Source organism: Tabrizicola sp. T46 (assembly GCF_057219895.1).
This window is the reverse complement of the sequence record NZ_JBXVVV010000001.1, coordinates 766,890-784,884: the sequence shown is the minus strand read 5'-3', so window position 1 is coordinate 784,884 and position 17,995 is coordinate 766,890. Positions and strand designations below refer to the sequence as shown.

At 65.3% G+C, this 17,995-nt stretch carries 17 protein-coding genes; 11 read left to right on the top strand and 6 right to left on the bottom strand.

Annotated elements, in window-relative coordinates; all coding sequences use genetic code 11:
• The first annotated feature begins 1 nt into the window (after position 1).
• Both AC2D9V_RS04020 and AC2D9V_RS04015 read left to right on the top strand, forming a co-directional pair.
• Positions 2-1,591, top strand: a complete 1,590-nt coding sequence (locus AC2D9V_RS04020; protein ID WP_484712746.1) for an ABC transporter ATP-binding protein — start codon at positions 2-4, stop codon at positions 1,589-1,591.
• On the top strand, positions 1,588-2,814 hold the full coding sequence (locus tag AC2D9V_RS04015) for a glycosyltransferase (protein WP_484712745.1): 1,227 nt from the start codon (positions 1,588-1,590) through the stop codon (positions 2,812-2,814). The genes AC2D9V_RS04020 and AC2D9V_RS04015 overlap by 4 nt, the downstream gene beginning before the upstream one ends.
• Before the next feature lie 10 nt (positions 2,815-2,824).
• Here the strand turns inward: AC2D9V_RS04015 and hemN are convergent, their stop codons facing one another.
• On the bottom strand, positions 2,825-4,180 hold the full coding sequence (gene hemN / locus AC2D9V_RS04010) for an oxygen-independent coproporphyrinogen III oxidase (protein ID WP_484712744.1): 1,356 nt from the start codon (positions 4,178-4,180) through the stop codon (positions 2,825-2,827).
• A gap of 66 nt (positions 4,181-4,246) precedes the next feature.
• On the opposite strand from hemN, the gene fnrL reads away from it, so the two are divergent.
• Entirely contained in the window at positions 4,247-4,984 is a 738-nt protein-coding gene (gene fnrL, locus AC2D9V_RS04005; protein WP_484712743.1) for a transcriptional regulator FnrL, read from the top strand.
• A 97-nt stretch (positions 4,985-5,081) separates the two neighbouring features.
• Here fnrL and AC2D9V_RS04000 read toward each other — a convergent pair whose 3' ends face one another.
• The 3 genes from AC2D9V_RS04000 to AC2D9V_RS03990 form a co-directional block, all read right to left on the bottom strand.
• On the bottom strand, positions 5,082-5,516 hold the full coding sequence (locus AC2D9V_RS04000; RefSeq protein WP_484712742.1) for a hypothetical protein: 435 nt from the start codon (positions 5,514-5,516) through the stop codon (positions 5,082-5,084).
• The gene (locus AC2D9V_RS03995; RefSeq protein WP_484712741.1) at positions 5,506-6,147 is read right to left on the bottom strand and encodes a DUF5671 domain-containing protein; all 642 of its coding nucleotides are present in this window, start codon (positions 6,145-6,147) and stop codon (positions 5,506-5,508) included. The genes AC2D9V_RS04000 and AC2D9V_RS03995 overlap by 11 nt, the downstream gene beginning before the upstream one ends.
• Before the next feature lie 88 nt (positions 6,148-6,235).
• Complete coding sequence (locus AC2D9V_RS03990) at positions 6,236-7,081, bottom strand: universal stress protein (RefSeq protein ID WP_484712740.1); 846 nt, start codon at positions 7,079-7,081, stop codon at positions 6,236-6,238.
• 210 nt (positions 7,082-7,291) lie between these two features.
• Between AC2D9V_RS03990 and ccoN the strand changes: the two genes are divergently transcribed.
• From ccoN to ccoS, 8 genes are all read left to right on the top strand, one after another.
• Positions 7,292-8,890: a cytochrome-c oxidase, cbb3-type subunit I gene (gene ccoN, locus AC2D9V_RS03985; protein WP_484712739.1), complete on the top strand. Its 1,599-nt coding sequence runs from the start codon at positions 7,292-7,294 to the stop codon at positions 8,888-8,890.
• Positions 8,891-8,901: 11 nt separating this feature from the next.
• Positions 8,902-9,645 carry a cytochrome-c oxidase, cbb3-type subunit II gene (gene ccoO / locus AC2D9V_RS03980; protein WP_484712738.1) on the top strand — a complete coding sequence of 248 codons (744 nt, stop codon included), beginning with the start codon at positions 8,902-8,904 and terminating at the stop codon, positions 9,643-9,645.
• 14 nt (positions 9,646-9,659) lie between these two features.
• Entirely contained in the window at positions 9,660-9,851 is a 192-nt protein-coding gene (locus tag AC2D9V_RS03975) for a cbb3-type cytochrome c oxidase subunit 3 (protein WP_484712737.1), read from the top strand.
• Between the two features lie 4 nt (positions 9,852-9,855).
• Positions 9,856-10,737, top strand: coding sequence for a cytochrome-c oxidase, cbb3-type subunit III (ccoP, locus tag AC2D9V_RS03970; protein ID WP_484712736.1), 882 nt, complete (start codon positions 9,856-9,858; stop codon positions 10,735-10,737).
• A 180-nt stretch (positions 10,738-10,917) separates the two neighbouring features.
• Entirely contained in the window at positions 10,918-12,333 is a 1,416-nt protein-coding gene (ccoG, locus tag AC2D9V_RS03965; RefSeq protein WP_484712735.1) for a cytochrome c oxidase accessory protein CcoG, read from the top strand.
• 1 nt (position 12,334) lies between these two features.
• Complete coding sequence (locus AC2D9V_RS03960) at positions 12,335-12,787, top strand: FixH family protein (protein ID WP_484712734.1); 453 nt, start codon at positions 12,335-12,337, stop codon at positions 12,785-12,787.
• Between the two features lie 3 nt (positions 12,788-12,790).
• Positions 12,791-14,986 carry a heavy metal translocating P-type ATPase gene (locus AC2D9V_RS03955; protein ID WP_484712733.1) on the top strand — a complete coding sequence of 732 codons (2,196 nt, stop codon included), beginning with the start codon at positions 12,791-12,793 and terminating at the stop codon, positions 14,984-14,986.
• Positions 14,987-15,145, top strand: coding sequence for a cbb3-type cytochrome oxidase assembly protein CcoS (ccoS, locus tag AC2D9V_RS03950; protein ID WP_484712732.1), 159 nt, complete (start codon positions 14,987-14,989; stop codon positions 15,143-15,145). It begins immediately after the preceding gene.
• 77 nt (positions 15,146-15,222) lie between these two features.
• Here ccoS and AC2D9V_RS03945 read toward each other — a convergent pair whose 3' ends face one another.
• Both AC2D9V_RS03945 and AC2D9V_RS03940 read right to left on the bottom strand, forming a co-directional pair.
• Positions 15,223-15,897, bottom strand: coding sequence for a fumarylacetoacetate hydrolase family protein (locus tag AC2D9V_RS03945; RefSeq protein ID WP_484712731.1), 675 nt, complete (start codon positions 15,895-15,897; stop codon positions 15,223-15,225).
• Positions 15,898-15,900: 3 nt separating this feature from the next.
• A complete protein-coding gene (locus tag AC2D9V_RS03940; RefSeq protein ID WP_484712730.1) occupies positions 15,901-17,898 on the bottom strand; it encodes a D-alanyl-D-alanine carboxypeptidase family protein in 1,998 nt (665 codons plus the stop codon).
• Between the last annotated feature and the right edge of the window lie 97 nt (positions 17,899-17,995).

Below are 17,995 nucleotides of genomic sequence, written 5' to 3'. Positions count from 1 at the left end.
GATGAGCCTTCTTGACGTCAGGGACCTGCGCGTGACCTTCCTGCAGGATGGGCGCCGGATTGAGGCGGTGAAGGGCGTTTCCTTCACCGTCGGGAAGGGCGAGACGGTGGCGCTGGTCGGAGAAAGCGGGTCGGGCAAGTCGGTCACCGCGCTCTCCACCGTTGGCCTCCTAGGCGACAATGCCGAGGTGTCCGGGGCAATTACCTATGGCGGCCGGCAGATGGTCGGCGTCTCCGAGGCCGAGCTGCGCCGCGTACGCGGCAACGAGATCAGCTTCATCTTCCAGGAGCCGATGACCTCGCTCAACCCGCTCCACACCATCGAGAAGCAGCTGGGCGAAAGCCTTGCGCTGCACCAGGCGCTGACTGGCAAGGCCGCGCGGGACCGGATCGTGGAGCTTCTGACCAAGGTCGGCATCCGCGACCCGGGAAGCCGTCTGGGCGCCTATCCGCACCAGCTTTCGGGCGGGCAGCGCCAGCGGGTGATGATCGCCATGGCCTTGGCCAACGGACCCGATCTTCTGGTCGCCGATGAACCCACCACCGCGCTTGACGTGACCATCCAGGCGCAAATCCTTGACCTTCTGGCCGATCTCAAGCGGTCCGAGGGGCTGAGCCTTCTGTTCATCACCCATGACCTTGGCATCGTCCGCCGCATCGCCGACCGGGTCTGCGTGATGCAGGGCGGCGAGATCGTGGAACAGGGCCCCACGGCCGGGATTTTCGCCAACCCCCAGCATCCCTATACCCAGAAGCTTCTGGCTGCCGAGGCGAAGGGCGTGCCCGACCCCGTGCCCGATGGCGCGAAAGAGATCGTCCGGACCGAGAATCTGCGAGTCTGGTTCCCGATCCAGCGTGGCCTGCTGCGCCGGACCGTCGGGCATGTGAAGGCGGTGAACGACGCCACCCTTTCCGTCCGCACGGGCGAGACCCTTGGCATCGTCGGCGAAAGCGGGTCAGGCAAGACCACGCTGGCGCTGGCGATCCTGCGCCTGACCCATAGCGAAGGGCCGGTCCTGTTCCTTGGCAATGACCTGCGCGGGCGCCGCGGCGCGGACCTTCGTGCCCTGCGCCGTGAGATGCAGGTCGTGTTCCAGGACCCCTACGGCAGCTTGTCGCCCCGGATGACGGTCGAGCAGATCATTTCGGAAGGGCTGGGCGTCCACGGGGTCGAACCCGGCCGCAACCGCACGGATATGGTGGCCGAGATCATGCGTGAGGTCGGCCTCGACCCCGCGACGATGGCGCGCTACCCGCATGAATTCAGCGGCGGCCAGCGCCAGCGCATCGCGATCGCCCGCGCCATGATCCTGCGCCCGACGCTGGTCGTGCTGGACGAACCGACCTCGGCGCTGGACATGACGGTGCAGGTCCAGATCGTCGACCTTCTGCGCAGCCTCCAGCAGAAATGGGGCCTGGCCTACATCTTCATCAGCCATGACCTTCGGGTGATCCGCGCCATGGCGCACAAGGTGATGGTGATGCAGAACGGCGATGTCGTGGAAAGCGGCCCTTGTCAGGATGTGTTTACCGATCCGAAATCCGATTATACCAAGGCTCTGATGGCGGCCGCCTTCGGACCAAGGACTTGAAGCTTCTCTTCGTTCACCAGAACTTTCCCGGCCAGTTCCTGCACCTCGCCCCCGAAATGCAGCGTCGCGGCCATGACGTGCGCGCGATCGCCGATGCCGCGAACGGCAGCGCCGACCTGCTGGTGCCGACCCGGCGCTATACCTTCAAGCCCGAAGCGGTAGACCCCAAGGCAACGCGGCTTGGCCGGAACTACACGGCGATGAGCGACCGGGGCGTGGTGACGGCGCGGCTCGCCCGCCAGATGCGCGCCGAGGGTTACGTGCCCGATGTCATCTTCGGCCACTCCGGCTGGGGCGAGACGCTGTTCCTGAAGGAAATCTGGCCCGAGGCGAAGCTTCTGGTCTATGCCGAGTTCTACTACCGGGGAAAGGGTGCAGACAGCGGCTTCGACCCGGAATTCCAGAAACGCGGCCTTGACCAGGCGATGATCGCGCAAGGCAGGGCGGCCTACCTGGCGCAGGCGCTGGTCCATGCCGACATGGGCCTATCGCCGACCGAATGGCAGGCGAGTACGCATCCCCCCGCCCTGCGCCGGGACATCGAGGTGCTGTTTGACGGGGTCGACTGCGACCGGCTGGCCCCGAACCCCGCCGCGCGCTTTGCCTTGCCGGATGGCCGCAGCTTCCGCCCGGGCGACGAGGTGCTGACCTTCGTCAACCGCAATCTCGAACCCTATCGCGGCTACCACATCTTCATGCGGGCCTTGCCCGAGGTGCTCGCCGCGCGGCCCGACGCGCAGGTCGTGATCGTCGGCGGCGATGGGAACAGTTACGGCTCTGCGCCCGCGCAGGGCGGTACATGGAAGGATGTGTTCCTGGCCGAGGTTCGGGATAGGCTCGACCTAGGGCGTGTGCATTTCGTTGGAAAGCTGCCGCATGACCGGCTGGTCGACCTTTATCACGTCACCCGGGCCCATGCTTACCTTACCTATCCCTTCGTCCTCAGCTGGTCGATGGTCGAGGCGATGGCGGCGGGGGCGCTGGTCGTGGGCTCGCGGACCGCGCCGGTCGAAGAGGTGATCCAGGATGGCGTTACCGGACGGCTGGTCGATTTCTTCGACGTGAAGGCATGGTCGGCGGGGCTGACCGATGCGCTTGCGAACCCCGACCGTCACCAGCCGATGCGCGATGCCGGCCGAAAGCTGGTGCGGGCGCGCTATGATTTGCGGTCGGTCTGCCTGCCAAGGCAGGTAGAGCTTCTGACGCGCCTCTCCCGAAGCTGACTTGGCTACCTCAGATGGCCGAGGAATGCTGCGCCCGGGCGCTGTCGTAGGCGTCGAAGGCGCGGGCGATCATCCGCGTCAGGGGCTTGGCGCGGTCCGGGATGGCAAAGCCCTCTTCGCTGACCCTGACCATGCTGCCGAACTCGACCGCCGCCCTCTGAAACAGGCTCTCCAGACGCTGGGGCGTCACGTCGAAGCTTCGCAGAATCTCGGCCCGGGACACGGTGAAGTCGCACATCAGCGCCTCGATGATCCGGGCACGCAAGGTGTCCTCGCCGACAAAGCGGTGGCCGCGATGGGTTGAAAACTGCCCCGCACGGATCGCCTTGGTATGGTCCGCCGTGCCCGAGGCGTTCTGGGCATAGCCCTGCGGAAAGCGGCTGATCGACGAGGCGCCAAGCCCGATCAGGACGGGGGCGGGGTCGTCGGTATAGCCCTGGAAGTTCCGCTTCAGCCTGCCCTCGCGCTGGGCGCGGGCCATGCCGTCATCGGGCCGTGCAAAGTGGTCGATGCCGACCTCCTGGTAGCCGTCCCAGGTGAAAAGCTTCCGCGCCATCTCGAAGAGGTCCAGCCGTTCTTCTGGCGTGGGCATCGCGTCAGACGGGATCATCTGCTGCCGCCGGCTCATCCACGGGACATGGGCATAGCCGTAAAGCGCCACCCGGTCCGGCGAAAGGGTCAAAAGCTTCTGCACCGAATCCGCGATGCGGGGGCCGTTCTGATGCGGCAGGCCATACAGGATGTCGGCGTTCAGGCTGGCGACGCCCCGGGCGCGGATGCGTTCGGCCACGTTGCGGGTCAGGGCATAGCCCTGCTCGCGCCCGATGGACTTCTGGATCAGCGGATCGAAGTCCTGAACCCCGATCGAGGCACGGTTCATCCCGGCGTCGGCCAGGGCATCGAGGCGCGCATCGTCGATCTCATTCGGGTCGATCTCGACCGAGAACTCGCCGCCCGGGGCCATCGGCGCCACGGCAAAGATCGCCTCGGCCAGGGACAGCATCCGGTCGGCGGAGAGAAGCGTCGGCGTGCCGCCGCCCCAGTGCAGCCGGCTGAGGGTGATGCCCCGCGGCAGGTGCTGACCAAGGATCGCAAGCTCGGTCTTCAGGGTCTCGACATAGGCGTTGACCGGATCGTCCGAGGTGGTGCCCTGCGTCCGGCAGGCGCAGAACCAGCAGAGCCGGCGGCAGAACGGGACGTGAAGGTAAAGCGAAACCTCGCTGCCTTCGGGGATCGCCTCGATCCAGCCCGTGAAATCGTCCGGCCCGATCCCGGCGCCGAAATGCGGCGCGGTGGGATAGGAGGTGTAGCGCGGAACACGCGCGTCAAAAAGCCCGAGCCGGGCGAGTTGCGGGTCGTGGGTCATCAGGTTAGGCTATGTCAACCAAACGTGACGCTCCTTGACCCAGATCAATTAGACGAGGACGCCCATATGCAGGACCACTTCGTTCACGTGCAGTGTTCGGACTGCCCGATCCGCCACCGCGCCGTCTGCGCGCGTTGCGAAACGGACGAACTGGGGCGGCTGGAGCAGATCAAGTACTACCGCAGCTTCCAGGCCGGCCAGACGATCATCTGGTCCGGCGACCGGATGGAATTCGTGGGGTCCGTCGTATCGGGCATCGCCACGCTGACCCAGACGATGGAGGACGGGCGGCGGCAGATGGTCGGGCTGCTCTTGCCATCGGATTTCGTCGGGCGGCCGGGGCGGCCGGTGGCGGCTTTCGACGTGGTGGCGACCACCGACCTCGTGATGTGCTGCTTCCGCAAGAAGCCCTTCGAGGACATGATGGCGTCCACCCCCCATATCGCCCAGCGGCTTCTCGAGATGACGCTGGACGAGCTGGATGCGGCGCGGGAGTGGATGCTCCTGCTGGGCCGCAAGACGGCGCGGGAGAAGATCGCCTCGCTGATCTCGATCATCGCGCGTCGGGAGGCGTCGCTGCACCAGAAGCGGGCGAAGGGGATGCTGACGGTGGACCTGCCCCTGACCCGGGAAGAGATGGCCGACTACCTGGGCCTGACGCTCGAGACGGTCAGCCGGCAGATTTCTGCCCTGAAGAAGGACGGGGTGATCACCCTGGAAGGCAACCGTCACGTCCAGATTCCCAGCATCGACCGGCTTCTGGAAGAGGCCGGGGATGACAGTGACGGCGGTATGCTGGTCTGATCAGTTCGGAGTGGGTAGCTTGAACGCAACTCTCGATCAACGGCTTGCGACGGATTGGCTGTGGCGCGAGCAAGAGAACCAACCATGAGCCGCCGGATCATGGCGTCAATCCCCACAGGCAGCTTGTCTCGACATTGAATGACTTGCCAAGGTAGTGATCCCCGTTAATCCTCCAGATGCGGTCAGGATCATGGAAGGTGGCGCAAACGAAGAAATATCCGTCGTCCTGCAGGCCATAAACATACGGCTGTCCGGTTTCGTCGTCGGTCAGGGCGTCTTTGCTAATGAATTCGTTACCGTTGCAATGCGCACGCAGCTTTTCCAGCGTCAACTCGGTCGGCATACCGCTGTCATGCCGATAATCGTTCCCTGTACATTCCAGACCAACAACAAGAGCGACCAACTCGTCCCAACGCTTGTCGTCGAACTTCTCATTCCGAGCCTGCCGAGGCCCCCCGACCATCAGAAGCCCTCCGGTGACTGCCGCAAGCACGGCTGATATGGCCAGCCACAGAAAGAACCTATGGTTCATTGGCGCCTTCCTCGATATCGCGCAGGTACACTAGAAAGATGGACCCGCTAACGACGGCGATGGTCAGGGCCTTCAGCAGAAACCGCAACGTGGCCTCGCCGGTAAGGAAGCTATAGATCACGTAGACGATATCGCCCAAGAACACCAAGGCGGCGCCAAACAGGGCCAGGTAAGTCAGCCATTTTCGTGCTGAGGATCTTCGATGTCCAGTGTCCCGCCGGGCCTGACGCCGAATGTACAGCGTCATCCATGTGTAGAGCGGCGTCGCAACTACCAGCGCCGCAATCGACCAGCGGATGCTGCTGGTTCTGTATTCCTCGGCCCAACTGCTTTCAGTCGGATCCGGCAAGGCAAGGTCCAGCATTCCGTGCACCAAGCTTACCATATTGAATGCGACGAAGCCGAGACTTGAGAACAGGAGAAGATAGATGAAAGTGTCGCGCGCGGTCAGATAGGTGCGAGGACGCGGCACTGGCGGAGTAAAATCAGTGTTTGCAAATGAATCGAGTGCGGTCACGACTTCTTTGCCGGACCAGCCAGCTTCGATCAGAGCCTTGCTTATCGTGTCTCGTGATCGTCCGGCGACTAAGGCGTCGTGTACAAACTGTGTGACAGGGTCGGCTGCGGCCATCGCGTTATCCTCTACATCTTTGTGATGACGGCTTCTGGGGCGCGAAGGCGGACCCCGGTGGCAATTCACGCCACCGGGGCCGTTCCCCTCAATGCGCCAGGAACACCGGCACTTCGGCCTTTTCCAGCATGTCGCGGGTAGCACCGCCCAGGATCGCCTCGCGGAAGCGGCTGTGGCCGTAGGCACCCATGACCAGAAGGTCGGCGTTGGCATCGCGGATATGGCGGGCCAGCACGTCCGAGACGCGGGGCAGGGCCTTGGCCAGGACCACGACCTCGGCCCTGACACCGTGGCGGACAAGGAACTGGCACAGAAGGCCGCCGGGGTCAGACCGTTCCGGCCCGTAGGCGGGCGGGTCGATGACGACGATCTGCACGGCTTCCGCCCGGCGCAGGAAGGGCAGCGACCGGCGGGCGGCGACAAGCGCCTCGCGGCTCTGGTTCCAGGCGACGACGACATTGCGCGGCTCGGCTGCAGCCATGCCCTTTTCGGGGATGATCAGCACCGGGGCCATGCCTTCGAACAGAGCAGCCTCGGTCAGAGCCTCGTCCTCGACGCCGCGGTTGGCGCCATAAGGCAGGGGCAGGACGACCAGGTCGGCGTAACGGGCGCGGGCGGCGACCAGATCGGTCAGCGCCCCAAGCTGGGTGACCGAGGTCTCGACGGCATAGCGCAGGTCAGGACCTTGGGCGGCAATGGCCGCGTTCAGCGCCTTTTCGGCGGCGCGGGCGTCTTCTTCCGCCCGCTCCATCGCGGCGGCGATCATCACTGCGCCGGTGCCGACATAGGAGTAACCGATCTGGGTGCGATCAACCCCAAGTGCCAGCGCATCAAGATGCGCGTCGGACTGGGTGGCGATCTTTGCGGCGGCCGTCACCACCGGGAGGAGGCCCTCGGCTGAAGCCGCGATGGTCAGCAGGGATTTGTAAGCCATGGTTGTCTCTCCGATGCTTCGATGGGCCGAGCCTTGCAGATGGCGGCCTACCCCGCCTTGACCCGTGTCAAAGCGCTGGGACGCCCTGGTTGACGCAGATCAAGGAAACGTGAGCCGGGGCAAGGCAGAGATCACCCTGTCGAAGTGTCGGCACGGCCCCGATTCCCATGCGGGCGAACAGCCGGACGGACAGACGAAGGGACGCGAAACATGTGGGATTATCTGAAACTGGCCGGGTTGGGCGTCGTCGCGGTGCTGGCCGCGATTGCCGCCAACTACGGCCACGACCTGGCCTACCAGGTCAATGCGATCACGGTGATGCTGGCAGCCGGCATCGCCTTTCTGTTCGTTCTGCGCAAGGCGGGCGATCCGAAGCCGAACCTGCAGCATGAATACTTCGACGACGTGATCCGCGCCGGGGCCATCGCCACCGCCTTCTGGGGCGTGGTCGGGTTTCTGGTGGGCGTGGTCATCGCAACCCAGCTGGCCTTTCCGCAGCTCAACTTCGAATGGGCGCAGGGCTACCTGAACTTCGGACGGTTGCGGCCCCTTCACACCAGCGCGGTGATCTTCGCCTTCGGTGGCAACGCGCTGATCATGTCCTCGTTCTACATCGTCCAGCGCACCAGTGCTGCACGGCTTTTCGGCGGGAACCTTGGCTGGTTCGTGTTCTGGGGCTGGCAGCTGGTGATCGTGCTGGCCGCCACCGGCTATGTGCTTGGGGCGACGCAGGGCAAGGAATATGCCGAGCCGGTCTGGTACGTCGACATCCTGATCACGGTTGTCTGGGTCGCCTTCCTGATCGCCTTCATGGGCACGCTCATGAAGCGCAAGGAGCCCCACATCTACGTGGCGAACTGGTTCCTTCTGTCGATGATCCTGACGGTCGCGATGCTGCACCTCGTCAACAACGCGGCGATCCCGGTGTCGATCTTCGGTTCGGCGCAGGTGCAGGTCTATTCCGGCGTGCAGGACGCGATGGTGCAGTGGTGGTATGGCCACAACGCTGTGGGCTTCTTCCTGACCGCGGGCTTCCTTGGCATGATGTACTACTTCGTGCCGAAACAGGCTGAACGCCCGATCTACAGCTACAAGCTGTCGATCATCCACTTCTGGGCGCTGATCTTCCTGTACATCTGGGCCGGTCCGCACCACCTGCACTATACCGCACTGCCGGACTGGGCCTCGACCCTTGGCATGGTCTTCTCGGTGATCCTGTGGATGCCCTCGTGGGGCGGCATGATCAACGGGCTGATGACGCTGTCGGGCGCCTGGGACAAGCTGCGGACCGACCCGATCATCCGGATGATGGTGGTCAGCATCGGCTTTTACGGCATGTCGACCTTCGAAGGCCCGATGATGTCGATCAAGGCCGTGAACAGCCTGAGCCACTACACCGACTGGACCATCGGCCATGTGCATTCCGGTGCGCTTGGCTGGAACGGGATGATCACCTTCGGCGTCCTGTACTTCCTGGTGCCGCGGCTCTGGAACCGGCAGGGGCTGTACAGCCTGAAGCTGGTCAGCTGGCACTTCTGGCTCGCCACCATCGGGATCGTGCTTTACGCGTCCTCGATGTGGGTCACGGGCATCATGGAAGGCCTGATGTGGCGTGAGGTCGATGCGAACGGGTTCCTCGTGAACGCCTTCGCCGACACGGTGGCCGCGAAGTTCCCGATGTATGTCGTGCGGGCGCTGGGCGGCGGGCTCTTCCTCGTGGGGGCCGTGATCATGTGCTGGAACCTGTGGATGACGGTGCGCGCGCAGCCTGTGCGCGAAAGCCGCCATGCCATGGTCCCGGCGGAATAAGGGGACGAGACATGGCTTTTCTTGACAAGCACAAGGCAATCGAAACCCACGCCACGCTGCTGATGGTCCTGAGCCTTCTGGTCGTGACCATCGGGGGGATCGTGCAGATCGTCCCTCTGTTCTACCTCGAGAACACGATCGAGGAAGTCGAAGGCGTGCGTCCCTACACGCCTCTCGAACTCGCCGGAAAGCAGATCTACATCCGCGAGGGCTGCTATGGCTGCCACAGCCAGATGATCCGCCCGATGCGGGACGAGCACGAACGCTACGGCCACTACAGCCTGGCGGCGGAATCGATGTACGATCATCCGTTCCAGTGGGGCTCGAAGCGCACCGGGCCGGACCTTGCACGGGTGGGTGGCCGCTACTCGGACGAATGGCACCAGGACCACTTCGAGAACGCGAAGTCGGTGGTGCCGGAATCGGTCATGCCGCCCTATGGCTTCCTGGCCGACAACGTCATCGACGGGCGCTACATCCAGGACGTCGTGCTGACCAACCGGATGGTAGGCGTGCCCTACAGCGACGAGATGGTCGAGAATGCGCTGGCCGACTTCAGGGCTCAGGTCGACCCCTTGGGCGACAGCTCGGGCCTGGAAGAGCGCTATGGTGACGCGGCCTTCGGCACTCCGGTCAACGTCCGCAACTTCGACGGGCGGCCAGAGTTGACCGAGATGGACGCGCTGATCGCTTACATCCAGGTGCTGGGCACCATGGTCGACTTCTCGACCTACACCCCTGTGGCGAACCGCTAAGGGAGGGGGACGAGATGGAAACCTATACTTTCCTGCGCCACATGGCGGACAGCTGGTTCCTTCTGGCGATGACCCTTGGCTTCCTGGGTCTGTGCCTCTGGGCCTTCCGCCCCGGCAGCCGCGCCCTGCACCAGGACGTCGCCAATTCGATCTTCCGCAATGACGACCGTCCTGCGGAAGCCACCCCTGCCAATAAGGAGGGCTAAGGCCATGTGCGCCAAGCCAATCAAGCACGAACCCCGGCAGGTGGAGACGACCGGCCACCAGTGGGACGGTATCGAGGAACTGAATAACCCCCTGCCGCGCTGGTGGGTCTGGGTGTTCTACGCCACCATCGTCTGGGGCATCGGCTACACGATCCTCTACCCTGCCTGGCCGCTCATCACCCAGGCGACGCCGGGTGTGCTGGGCCATTCGACCCGCGCCAATGCGGCGGCCGAGATCGCGATGTGGGACGAACGCACCGCCGAGACGCGGGCCCTGCTTGCCTCGACCGACCTGAACGCCATCGGCGCTGATCCGAACCTTGCGGCCTTTGCCGAACGGGCAGGGGCGGCAGTTTTCCGCACCAATTGCACGACCTGCCACGGGTCGGGCGCGGCGGGATTCGAGGGCAAGGGCTATCCGAATCTTCTGGACGACGACTGGCTTTGGGGCGGGACGATGGAGGACATCTATCTGACCATCGCCCACGGCATACGCAACACGACCGATCCTGATGCCCGCTATTCGCAGATGCCGGCTTTCGGCGTGGACCAGATCCTTGATGCCGAGCAGATCGACCAAGTTGTCGAGCATGTGCTTGCGATCTCGGGGCAGGAACATGACGCGGCGCTGGCGGCGGCCGGTGCCACGGTCTGGACGGACTCCGGCTGCAACGGCTGCCACATGGACGACGGCAGCGGCGACCGCACCCAGGGCGCGCCGAACCTGTCTGATGCGATCTGGCTTTACGGCGGTTCGCGCGAACAGATCCGCGAGTCGGTCTACTATGCCCGTTTCGGGGTCATGCCGAACTGGAACACGCGCCTCAGCGAGGACGAGATCCGAGCGGTGGCGTTCTATGTCCACAGCCGGGGCGGCGGCGAGTGATGCTGTCCGAGTAAGTGGTATGGAGGGGGCCTCTGGGCCCCCTTCGGTGTTCCGGCGATTGCGCCGCAATGCCGCATCCGGCGGGCAGGGTTTCCGGCCCTTTCTTGATGCAGGTCAAGGCTGCAGCGCCCATCATGCGGGATGGCAGGTCAGGACGCGACCTGCGTCAGGAGAAGAACCTTGTCGACGACCGAAGACCCGCCCAGCCTTTATGCCGCCCGCGAACCGGTATTCCCGCGCCGTGTGAAGGGCAGTTTCCGCACGATGAAGTGGTGGATCATGGCGGTCACGCTGGGCATCTACTACATCACGCCGTGGATCCGCTGGGACCGGGGGCCGAACCTGCCGGATCAGGCGGTTCTGGTCGACCTTGCAAACCGGCGCTTCTTCTTCTTCATGATCGAGATCTGGCCGCACGAGTTCTATTTCGTCGCGGGGCTTCTGATCATGGCGGGCCTTGGCCTTTTCCTTTTCACCTCGGCCGCCGGCCGCGTTTGGTGCGGCTATGCCTGCCCGCAGACGGTCTGGACCGACCTTTTCATCCTGGTCGAGCGCTGGGTCGAAGGCGACCGAAATGCCCGCATCCGCCTTCACCGCCAGCCCTGGAACTGGGAAAAGCTGATCAAGAACGGGATCAAGTGGTGGATCTGGCTGTTCATCGGGTTGGCCACCGGCGGGGCCTGGGTCTTCTACTTCACCGATGCGCCGACGCTTCTGCGCGACCTGCTGACCTTCCAGGCGCACCCTGTCGCCTATTTCACCATCCTGATCCTGACCTTCACCACCTTCTTCTTCGGGGGGTTCGCACGCGAGCAGATCTGCATCTACGCCTGCCCCTGGCCGCGCATCCAGGCCGCGATGATGGACGAGGATACGCTGACCATTGCCTACCGCGAATGGCGGGGCGAGCCGCGCGGCAAGCAGACTGTGGAAGGCAATGGCGACTGCATCGACTGCATGGCCTGCGTGAACGTCTGTCCGATGGGGATCGACATCCGCAACGGCCAGCAGCTGGCCTGCATCACCTGCGGGCTCTGCATCGATGCCTGCAACGACATCATGGACAAGATCGGCAAGCCGCGCGACCTGATCGGCTACATGGCGCTGACCGATGAGGTGCGCGAACGTGCGGGCGAGAAGCCGAAGTCGGTCTGGAGCCACGTGTTCCGCCCCCGGACCGTGCTTTATACCGTGCTTTGGGCCGGGGTCGGCATCGGCCTTGTGGTGGCGCTGTTCCTGCGCCAGCCCATCGACGTAAGCGTGACGCCGGTGCGGAACCCGACCTTCGTGACCCTGTCCGACGGCAGCATCCGCAACGCCTACGACCTGCGCCTGCGCAACATGCAGGGAACGGATGCCGAGTTTACCATCAACGTGACTTCGGCCGCCCGGCTTGAAACCTCGCTGGAAGGGGTGAAAGGCCTGACCGTCACGGTACCAGCGAACGAGACGATGCAGCAGCGCGTCTACCTGACGGCAGCCGCGGGCAGCGAGGCTGCGGCGGCAGACCGGACCGAGGTGCGCCTCTGGATCGCCGAAGAGGGGACGACGAACCGCGTCCACCATGATACGATCTTCAACGGGAAGGAGAACTGACATGCGCGAACTGACGGGACGCCATGTTCTGGTGATTACGGTCAGCGCCTTTGCGGTGATCATCGCGGTGAACCTGACGCTTGCCTGGCAGGCGGTCGCGACCTTCCCCGGGCTTGAGGTCAAGAACTCCTATGTCGCGAGCCAGGGCTTCAACAAGCGCAAGGCCGCGCAGGAGGCGCTGGGCTGGACGCTGGAACCGACCTACAGGGACGGGCGGATCGACCTTGCCTTTACCAATCGCGACGGACTGCCGGTCCGGGTGCAGAAGCTTGAAGTGCTGGTAGGCCGCACGACGACCACCGCGCAGGATGCCTGGCCCGAGTTTGCCGAGATGGGCGATGTCTATTCCGCTCCCCTGGTGCTGGAACGGGGCAAGTGGATGGTGAAGGTCACCGCCGAGGCCCCCGACGGGACGCTGTTCGAGCAGCGGACCGAGCTTTTCGTGCAGGGATAAGGGATGACCGTCGTCGAGGATTTCGCGCGCGCACCGGTCTCGGCCTGCCCGGCCTGCGCCGTGGTGCCGGCGGCCGAGCGGATCGCGGCGTTGCGGGCGGAACGCGACGGGCGGATCATGCTCTCGCTGCCGCTGGCGCATTGCGCGGCCTGCATCTCGACGGTCGAAGGCGCGCTGGCGCGGGTGCCGGGTGTCAGGTCATCCAGGGTGAACCTGACCCTGAAGCGGGTCAGCATCGAGGCGGCGCCCGAGGTGACGGCGGCCGATCTCATCCGCGTGCTGGAAGCCGAGGGGCAGGAGGCGCATGAGCTTGACCCCGGCCTCCTCAGCGCGACCGAGACCGACAAGCAGGGCCGCGACCTTCTGATGCGGCTGGGCGTGGCCTTCTTCAGTATGATGAACGTCATGCTCCTGTCGGTCGCCGTCTGGTCAGGCGCCGAAGATGCAACGCGCGACCTTTTCCACTGGATTTCCGCCGCCATTGCCCTGCCCACGGTGATCTTCGCCGGGCAGCCCTTCTTCAAGTCGGCCTGGGCCTCCCTGCGTGTGGGCAAGCTGGGGATGGACGTCCCGATCAGCCTTGCCCTGATCCTGGCAAGCTCGATCTCGGTCTACGAGACCTGGATGTCGGGGCACCACGCCTATTTCGACGCAGCCGTGATGCTCGCCTTCTTCCTGCTCCTTGGCCGCTACCTCGACCACCGTACGCGTGCCATCGCCCGGTCGGCGGCCGAGGAACTGGCCGCGCTCGAGGTGCCGCGGGCGATCCTTCTGGTCGAGGGGGCAGAGGTGGAAACGCCGATCTCGGCCGTGGTGGCGGGGGATCTGGTGCTGGTCCGCCCCGGTGCCCGCATGCCCGTCGACGGCGTGGTGATCCATGGCGCATCCGAGCTGGACCGCAGCCTTCTGACCGGGGAAAGCCTTCCGGTGCAGGCCAGCGAAGGCACGCTGGTCAGCGCTGGCGAGGTGAACCTGACCGGGCCGCTGACGGTACGGGTCACGGCGGCGGGCAAGGAGTCGAGCCTCCACCGGATGGCCGACCTTGTGGCGGTCGCCGAGGGGGCGAAGACGCGCTACACCAGCCTGGCAGACCGGGCGGCCAAGGCCTATTCGCCCCTGGTGCATATCCTGTCGTTCAGCGCCTTCGGCTACTGGATGTGGGCGACGGGAGGCGATCTGCGGTATGCGATCAACATCTCGGCGGCGGTCCTGATCATCACCTGTCCCTGCGCGCTGGGCCTCGCCGTGCCTGCGGTGATCACTTCGGCCAGCGGCAAGCTGTTCCGCAAGGGGTTGCTGATCAAGCACGGCACGGCGCTGGAGCGGTTGGCCGAAGTGGATACGGTGGTCTTCGACAAGACCGGCACGCTGACCATGGGTGTCCCTGATCCGGTGGCGCTGGAGAGCCACGCGCCCCAGGCCGTGGCCGTCGCGGCGGCACTGGCGGCGGGGTCTTCCCACCCCCTTGCCCGGGCGCTGGCCGATGGCGCGCGGGCGCTGGGGATTGCGCCGGCTGACGTCACCGACCTGCGCGAGGTGCCGGGTCAGGGTGTCGAGGGTCTCTGGAACGGCGCACGCGTGCGGCTGGGACGGGCTGACTGGTGCGGGGCCGAGGCGGTCGCGTCCACGGCGACGTACCTTGCCCTTGCCGGCCGGACCCATGCCTTCGCCTTCACCGACCGCCCCCGTCCGGGCGCGGCCGAGGCTGTCGCGGCCTTCCTCTCGGCGGGAATGCAGGTGGAACTTCTCTCTGGCGACAGCGAGGCCCCGGTGCGCGAGCTTGCCGACCGGCTGGGCATCGTCCGGTGGCGCGCGGGCGTCCTGCCGGCGGAGAAAGCCGCCCGCATTGCCGAGCTGACGCGGGAAGGCCGCAAGGTCCTGATGGTCGGCGACGGGCTGAACGACACGGCGGCGCTGACCTCGGCGCATGTCTCGATCAGCCCGGCCACGGCACTGGATGCGGCGCGGGTGGCGTCGGACATCGTGCTGCTGGGGCAGGACATGGCCCCCATCGCCGATGCGGTCCGGATCGGAAAGCAGTCGGCGCGGCGGATGGTCGAGAACTTCCTGATCTCGGGCGGCTACAACGTCATCGCGGTGCCGCTGGCGCTGGTCGGGGCGGCAACGCCGCTGGCAGCGGCGCTGGCGATGTCGCTGTCGTCGATCACCGTCTCCCTGAATGCGATGCGGTTGAAGTAGATGGAGATCCTGACGATCCTCATCCCGGTATCCCTGCTTCTGGGCGGCGTGGGTCTCGTGGCCTTCTTCTGGGCGATGAAGACGAAGCAGTTCGATGATCCTGACGGCGATGCCCACCGCATCCTGACCAAGGACTGGGACGACCGGCCGAAACCCTGAGCTGCGGCTCCTCGTGCGACTTCGTCTTCTCGTCGCCAGCGGCAGCGAGGAGTGACGAAGTCATCGACAAACGGATATCAGGCGATGGTGACGCTTGCCGACTGGAGGCCGTCGATCTCGACCTTGCAGGTGTCGCCCCGGTTCAGGGGGCCGACGCCGGCAGGTGTGCCGGTGAAGATCAGGTCACCGGGCGAAAGGCTGACCATCCGCGACAGCGCAGCGATGATCGCGGCGGGTGTCCAGATCATGTCGGACAGCCGCGCCTCCTGCCGCTGCGCACCGTTGACCGAGCAGCGCAGGGTCGCGTTGGGAAGAGGACCCGGGCGGATCGGACCGACCACGGCAGACTTGTCGAAGCCCTTCGCCATGTCCCACGGACGACGACTGGCCTTGGCCTCGGCCTGCAGGTCGCGGCGTGTGAGGTCATTGCCGGCGGCATGGCCCCAGATCATCGCGGTCGCGTCCGCCTCGGCCACCATCGCACCAGCCTTGCCGATCGCGACCACCAGTTCCCCCTCGTGATGCAGGTTCGCGGTGGCGGGCGGGTATGGGATGCGGCTGCCGGTTTCGACCACCGCATCGGCGGGCTTGGTGAAGAAGAACGGGGCTTCGCGTTCATCCGCTCCCATCTCTCGCGCGTGTTCGGCATAGTTCCGGCCGACGCAGAAGATACGGCGCACGGGAAAGCGTTCGGGGCGACCGGTCACCGGCAGGGTCACCGTCGGCAGTGCCGGGAAAACGAGTGCAACCATCTCTCAGCCTCCTACGGTTTCACAAGGAACGGCACGGGCACGAAGGCGGCGGCAGGCAAGCTCGGCCTGGTTCTCGGTCAGGCCCATGAAGCTTGCACGCCAGGCTCCATTGGCCTGTGTGGGTTTGCGCAGGCTTTCGTTCAGGGTCGCGCTTTCGGCGAGCGCAGTTTTCAGGAGGGCGCGCTCAGCCTCGTAGCGCGACGGGTAATCGCCCACCATCACACCGAAATGGCGACCGCCCGACGTGGACATGACCACCACTTCCTGCACGTCTTCTGCTGCCTCTTCCGGGGCGGCGGCGACCTCGACCGTGTCGAAGATGGGCGCTCTGCGGACCGGAACCACCGACGCGGCGAGCGGAGCGGGCTGGGCAACGGACGCGGGCGCAACCGCTGCGGCGGACACGGTCTCGACGGCGGTGACTTCTTCAAGGACAAGGCCATCCGCTTCCGATCCGGGGTCGGTGACGACGAGTTCGGGCATGGCTTCAGCTGCGGCCACCTGGGTCGCGGTGGCGGCTTCGGGCTGCGAGACGTCCGTCGACAGAGATGAATTCTCCGCCGGGGCCGAAGCTGCGGCGGCAAGCGTTTCCGGCCGGCGCGTGGGTCTCAGGTCGGCAAGCTCGGGGTCGGTCGCCGTAGGAAGGGCGGCCACGGCCATCTCGCCGGCCAGCTCGGCTGAAGACGGGTTTTCCGATAGCGCAGCCGCCTGAGCTTCAAGCGTTCCGGGCGGAAGCGGGGCCTCAATCGCTGCCGCGACTTCGGTTTCCGCCGGGGCGGCTGGCTGCGTCTCGGCACCGGTCGCAGCGGCAAGCGCGGCTGCGACGGCGGCATCCGTGTCGGGTTCGGGCAGCGCGGCAAGGGCCACGGGCGCGATGTCGGCTGACGGCTCGCCCGAGGCGATCGCTTCGGCCTGGAAGTCCAGCGTTCCGGGCGGCGGTGGCGGAGTGGTGGCTTCCGCAAGCGCGCCGCTGATGCCCTCGGCCATTGCGATGGCGACGTCCGACGGCACATCGGGCGCTGTCGGGCGCGGCTTCGGACGAGGTGAGCTCTTGACCTCACCCGAGACGCGAATGGTCTTGCCGGCGCCGCCTTCCTCGTCGATCTCGTCGATCTGCGGCTCGGCCGAGGCGACAAGGGCGGCATCCGGATCAGGCGCCGTAGGCGGCTGTTCGCGCACCCGGTTCCGGGACTTGTCGAAACCGATGTCCATCAGTTCGGCCATCCTCGCATTGCGGTTGGCCGTCGAGGTTCCACCAAAGACGGTGGCAATGATGTGCTTGCTGCCACGCCGGGCCGAGGCTGTCAGGTTGAAGCCGGCGGGCGAAGTGTAGCCGGTCTTGATCCCGTCAGCACCTTCATAGTTGTCCAGAAAGCGCGTGTTGGTGTTGCGGACCGTCGCAATACCGGCATCGGCGGTGCGGCGGGAGAAGATGTTGTAGTACTGCGGGAAGTCATAGAAGAGGTGCCGCCCCAGGACGTTCATGTCATAGGCGGTCGAAAGGTGCCCCTCGGCGGTCAGGCCGTGGGCATTCTTGAATGTTGTATCGTTCATGCCAAGCTGGCGTGCGGTGCGCGTCATCCGCTTGGCGAAGGCCACATGGTCGCCCGAGACCGCATCACCCAGGGCTGCCGCCGCATCGTTTGCCGACTTGATCGCTGCGGCCCGGATCAGATGCCGGACCGAGATCTTCTGGCCCTGCTTCAGCCCGAGCCGCGAGGGCGGTTGCGAGGCCGCGTATTTCGACACGGTGACGCGGCTGTCCAGAGTCAGCCGACCGGCCTGAAGCTCCTGAAAGACGATGTAGAGCGTCATCATCTTGGTCAGCGAGGCCGGGTGCAGCCGCGTCCGAGCGTTCTTTTCGTAAAGAATCTCGCCGGTACGACCGTCCATCACGATCGCGGCGAAGGGTGCCGCCTGCACCGGGGCTGTCACCACCACGGCGGAGACGAGGAAAATCAAGAAGAATGCGTGAAGAATCCGCCCGAGAAGCGATGCCACGTCGCCAATCCCTTTGCCTGCTGGCCCGGTTTTCCGGTGCCGTTGTTCTGCCTCAGCTCAGAGGCTAGCACAGCGTTTGCGATCCGAAAACTTAAAA